A 4,743-nucleotide genomic window follows, 5' to 3' on the forward strand; every position below is an offset into this window, starting at 1 on the left:
CTCTATTGCAAGGTGCCGATCTCGATGACGACGGCAGCCCTTGGCGGCTCCTTCGAGGTGACGACGCTGGACGGCACGCAGACCAAGGTCAAGGTGACCGAAGGCACACAGAACGGGCGCCAGTTCCGCCTCAAGGGCAAGGGCATGCCTGTGCTGCGCCAGCCCAATGTCGGCGACCTCTACATCCAGACCGCGGTCGAGACGCCGCAGAACCTGACCCGGCGCCAGCGCGAACTTCTGGAGGAGTTCGAACAGCTCTCCTCGCAGGACAATTCGCCTCAATCGAGCGGCTTTTTCGCCCGTATGAAGGATTTCTTCGAGTCTTTCGGCGAGCGTTGATGCACTTTGGCCCGCGTAAGCCGATTTGCCACGCGTAAATCCTTGAATCGCGTCACCCCTTGAGACGCGACGAAAATTATCTTATCCACGACATGCGTCCGGCCGCGCCTTGCCTAGCACCGCTCAGGTGCTAAGTAACTTTGCGGGGAGCGCTGAGGAGAGCTTGCATGACACGTGGCCCTGGACTGCGGAAGGCGCTTGTCGAAAAGTTCGACGACGAACTCAAATTCTTCAAGGGCTGGATCGACAAGCCGAAGACGGTTGGCTCGATCGTGCCGACCAGTTCGATCACCGCGCGCAAGATGGCCTCGATCGTCAATCCTAAATCCGGCCTGCCAGTGCTCGAGGTCGGTCCCGGTACCGGCGTCATCACCCGCGCCATCCTCGCCCAGGGCGTACGCCCCGAAAACCTCTACGCTGTCGAATATTCCACGGATTTCGTTCGTCACCTGCGGCGGCTCTATCCCGGCGTCAACGTCATCGAGGGCGACGCCTTCAACCTCAACGCCACGCTTGGCGACAAGAGCGGGATGATCTTCGATTCCGTCGTTTCGGGCGTGCCGCTGCTCAACTTTCCGGTCGCCCAGCGCATCGCCTATATCGAGAGCCTGCTCGACCGCATCCCGGCCGGACGGCCGATCGTGCAGTTGACCTATGGCCCGATGTCGCCGATCCCACCCGGCCGCGGCAATTATACGGTCAAACATTTCGATTTCATCCTCCGCAACATTCCGCCGACGCAGCTGTGGATCTATCGCCGCGAAGCGCACTAGTGAGAAGGGAATAAGGCAATAGGGGAGTAAGGGAGTAGGGATGAAGGGTTCCATTTCCAGGCTATTTTCTACTCCCATATTCCCTACTGCCCTATTCCCCTATCCTATCCAGCCGTTGATTTGAGCCGTCCTTGGCTGTACCTGTCCGGGAACAAGGGTGGCCAATGGCAGTGATCCCGAAAATCCTCGTCTTCGCCGGCTCGGTGCGCAGCGGCGCCTATAGCGGCAGGGCCGCCGACGTGGCGCAAAAGGAACTCGCCATGCAAGGTGCCGAGGTGACCCGCATCTCGCTCGCCGAATACCCCCTGCCGATCATGGACGAAGACCTGGAAAAGGAAAAAGGCGTTCCCGAAAACGCCCAGAAACTCGGCCGTCTCATCATGGCCCATGACGGGCTGCTGATCGCCACGCCCGAATATAACGGCTCCATTCCGCCGCTGCTCAAGAACACGATCGACTGGGTGAGCCGGGTGCGCAGGGATGGTGGCCGGCCAGTCAGGCCGCTGGCCGGCAAGGTCGTTGGCCTTTGCTCGTCCTCCAACGGGCACTTTGCCGGTATCCGCTGCATCAACCATCTGCGCGCGGTGCTGGTGCGTTGCCAGATGGAGGTGGTGACGCCGGAATGCTCGGTGCCCGACGGCGGTGACGCCTTCGACGAGGATGGAAATTTCCGTGACGAAAGACTGCACAAATCGATGGAGCACCTATGCCGCACGCTGATCGAGACCTCGCGCCTGCTGTCCACCCGGATCGAGGCATGATCGCCAATAGCATGCGCGACCGGCTCATCGTCGGCCTCGACGTGCCGACAGTGAAGCAAGCCGAGCAGGCAGTGCGCGAACTCGACGGCATCGTCTCCTTCTACAAGATCGGCTACCAGCTTGCCTTCGCCGGCGGGCTCGACTTCGCCAGGGAGCTGGCCAGCGGCGGCACCAACGTCTTCCTAGACATGAAGCTGCTCGACATCGACCACACGGTGGCCAAGGGTGTCGAGAACATCGTCAAGATGGGCGTGACCATGCTGACCATTCACGCCTATCCCAAGGCTATGCAGGCCGCCGTAGAGGCGGCCAGAGGCAGCGACCTTTGCCTGCTTGCCGTCAGCGTTCTGACCTCGATGGACGAGCAGGACATGATCGACGTCGGCTATGAGTACGATCCGCATACGCTGGTGCTTAGGCGCTCGGAACAGGCGCTGCATGCCGGCATGGGCGGCATCGTCTGCTCGGCCGCGGAGGCCGAGGCGGTGCGCCGGATCGTGGGACCCGACATGGCGGTGGTGACGCCCGGCATCCGGCCGGCGGGCAGCGACCATGGCGACCAGAAGCGTGTGGTGACGCCGGGCCAGGCGATTCGCAACGGCGCCAGCCACCTCGTCGTCGGCCGTCCGATCATTGCTGCGGCCAACAAACGGGAAGCGGCCGAAGCCATCCTCGACGAGATGCGCTCGGCCTGAGATTTCCAGGAACAAGTTCGGAGACCAAGAAAATGCCCAAAGGATATTGGATCGCTCGTGTCGATGTGCGCGACGCGGAAGGCTACAAGGACTATGTCGCCGCCGCCAAACCTGCCTTCGAGCGCTTCGGGGCGAAGTTCCTGGCGCGCGGCGGCGAGTACGAAAAGGCCGAAGGCCCCGGCCGCGCACGCAATGTCATTATCGAGTTCGAATCGCTGGCTGCCGCACACGATTGCTACCATTCGCCGGAATACCAGCGCGCCGCCGCCATTCGCCAGAAGGTCGCCGACGGCGAAATTGTCCTGGTCGAGGGCGCCTGAGGTCCCCTGCAAGCATAGTTCCGGTTTTAGCCGGAGACGTGCTCAAAATCGGATAGAGCCTGGCGGCGTTTGAAGCCCCGCAGGCTCATTTTACATATCTTTGCTCCGCGATTTCACGGTGATCTGCCTGGCGCAGTTGCCAGGTGCGGAGCCGTGCCGACGAGCGGTCATTCAACGCCGGTCGGATTGCCGGTTGACATGCAGGTATTTACCTGCATATTATGCCTTACAACAGAGTGAGGCAGATGGACGCCGACAAGGTTTTCAAAGCGCTGGGCGACCCGACACGCAGAAGGCTGCTTGACCTTCTGTGCGAGCAGAACGGGCAGACGCTCGGTCAGCTTTGCGATCATCTGGACATGGCCAGGCAATCCGCCACCCAGCACCTCGACCTGCTGGAGGCGGCCAACCTGGTGAGCACGGTCAAGCGCGGCCGCGAAAAACTACATTTCATCAATCCCGTGCCGCTGCACGAAGTCTACGAGCGCTGGGTACGGAAATTCGAACGGCAGCGGCTCAGCCTGCTGCACGACCTGAAGCAGGAACTCGAAGGAGAAGACCAATGACCACCAGAGAGACCACGAGCTTTGTCTACGTGACCTATATCCGCTCGACGCCGCAGAAGGTGTTCGAGGCGATAATCAAGCCCGAGATCGCAAAGCGCTACTGGGGCCACGAGAACGTCTCCGAATGGACGCCGGGCTCGAAATGGGAACACATCCGCGCCAATGACGAACGGACCGTCGAACTCGTCGGCAAGGTCGTCGAGATTTCGCCGCCGACCCGCCTCGTCATCACCTGGGCGAACGCTTCGCAGGCCGACGATCCGTCGAAAACCAGCCGGGTGACGTTCGCCATCGAGGAATACGACACCATGGTGCGGCTGACCGTCAGCCATGACGAGCTCGAGGCCGGCAGCGGCATGGCGAAAGGCGTCAGCCAAGGTTGGCCGGCGGTGCTGTCCAGCCTGAAATCCTTCCTCGAAACCGGCAGCGGCATCGATATTTTCGCCAAGCCGAAATCGGCCTGATGTTGCGACCTCGAGCAGAATCAGACCCGTGGAGAACGATAATGACCAAGCGCTATACCGGCGGCTGCGCATGCGGCGCGATCCGTTACGAGACCAATGACGAGCCTATCTTCCAGAACCACTGCCAATGCAGCGATTGCCAGAAGCGCTCAGGCACCGGCCACGGATCCTACCTGACCTTCGGCCAGCGCACCGATATGGCCATTACCGGGGAGGTGAGCACCTGGCGCGTGGCGGGCGCCAGCGGCAATGAAAAAATCCACACCTTCTGTCCAACCTGCGGAACGCCGGTCTTTCTGATATCCGTCGCCATGCCGGAATTCATAGCGGTCCATGCGGCCAGCCTCGACGATCCGGAACAGTTCAGCCCGCAGATGGTGACCTACACGAGCCACGGCCATGCCTGGGACAAGATGGATCCCGCCTTGCAGGCGGTCGAGCGAATGCCGTAGTGAAACGCGTCCGCCGTCGGCCCGCGATCTGCCGTCGCGCCTTCAGGCCCGATGCTCTTGGCCGATCAGCCGGCTCGCCGCTGTCTCGGCTATGGCATCGGCAAGCTCGAGGCCCCATTGCTGGCGGCAATAGGCGCGGAAATCGAAGCAGGGCAGGCCGGGGCAGACCTCGAACTCGATGAGGTGGACGGTGTCGTCGGCCTCGACCCTGAGATCGATGGAAAACACGTCGCGCAGGCCGAGCCCGCTCATCAGCCGCCCGGCGATCGCACGAATCCTGGCGTCGGCGGCCGGCTGGCTGTCGGCGACCGCGACGAGCTCCGGCTCGGCGTAATGTCCCGCCGCTTTCGCTGCCTCGCCAGTGTCGCCGTAG

At 62.0% G+C, this 4,743-nt stretch carries 8 protein-coding genes and 1 pseudogene; 8 read left to right on the forward strand and 1 reads right to left on the reverse strand.

Translation table 11 applies throughout. From position 1 onward, the window contains the following. The 8 genes from EOA22_RS24670 to EOA22_RS24705 form a co-directional block, all read left to right on the forward strand. Positions 1-339, forward strand: a 339-nt coding sequence (locus tag EOA22_RS24670; RefSeq protein WP_281040783.1) for a DnaJ C-terminal domain-containing protein, incomplete at its 5' end; no start/stop codon positions are given. Positions 340-506: 167 nt separating this feature from the next. Next, positions 507-1,112 carry a phospholipid N-methyltransferase PmtA gene (pmtA, locus tag EOA22_RS24675; protein WP_013528588.1) on the forward strand — a complete coding sequence of 202 codons (606 nt, stop codon included), beginning with the start codon at positions 507-509 and terminating at the stop codon, positions 1,110-1,112. 164 nt (positions 1,113-1,276) lie between these two features. Continuing rightward, the gene (locus EOA22_RS24680) at positions 1,277-1,873 is read left to right on the forward strand and encodes an NADPH-dependent FMN reductase (protein ID WP_063169676.1); all 597 of its coding nucleotides are present in this window, start codon (positions 1,277-1,279) and stop codon (positions 1,871-1,873) included. After that, positions 1,870-2,568: an orotidine-5'-phosphate decarboxylase gene (gene pyrF, locus EOA22_RS24685; RefSeq protein WP_013528590.1), complete on the forward strand. Its 699-nt coding sequence runs from the start codon at positions 1,870-1,872 to the stop codon at positions 2,566-2,568. The genes EOA22_RS24680 and pyrF overlap by 4 nt, the downstream gene beginning before the upstream one ends. A 32-nt stretch (positions 2,569-2,600) precedes the next feature. After that, on the forward strand, positions 2,601-2,888 hold the full coding sequence (locus EOA22_RS24690; RefSeq protein WP_063169675.1) for a DUF1330 domain-containing protein: 288 nt from the start codon (positions 2,601-2,603) through the stop codon (positions 2,886-2,888). Between the two features lie 245 nt (positions 2,889-3,133). Beyond that, entirely contained in the window at positions 3,134-3,454 is a 321-nt protein-coding gene (locus EOA22_RS24695; protein WP_013528592.1) for a metalloregulator ArsR/SmtB family transcription factor, read from the forward strand. Further along, complete coding sequence (locus tag EOA22_RS24700) at positions 3,451-3,918, forward strand: SRPBCC family protein (protein WP_063169674.1); 468 nt, start codon at positions 3,451-3,453, stop codon at positions 3,916-3,918. Before EOA22_RS24695 ends, EOA22_RS24700 begins: the two co-directional genes overlap by 4 nt. 41 nt (positions 3,919-3,959) lie before the next feature. After that, entirely contained in the window at positions 3,960-4,370 is a 411-nt protein-coding gene (locus EOA22_RS24705; RefSeq protein WP_063169673.1) for a GFA family protein, read from the forward strand. Between the two features lie 42 nt (positions 4,371-4,412). Here the strand turns inward: EOA22_RS24705 and EOA22_RS24710 are convergent. Next, positions 4,413-4,743 (reverse strand): annotated as a pseudogene (locus EOA22_RS24710) (D-alanine:D-lactate ligase-like protein); the annotation flags it as partial.

This window comes from Mesorhizobium sp. M7A.F.Ca.US.014.04.1.1, from assembly GCF_003998745.1.
GTDB classification, from domain to species: domain Bacteria; phylum Pseudomonadota; class Alphaproteobacteria; order Rhizobiales; family Rhizobiaceae; genus Mesorhizobium; species Mesorhizobium ciceri.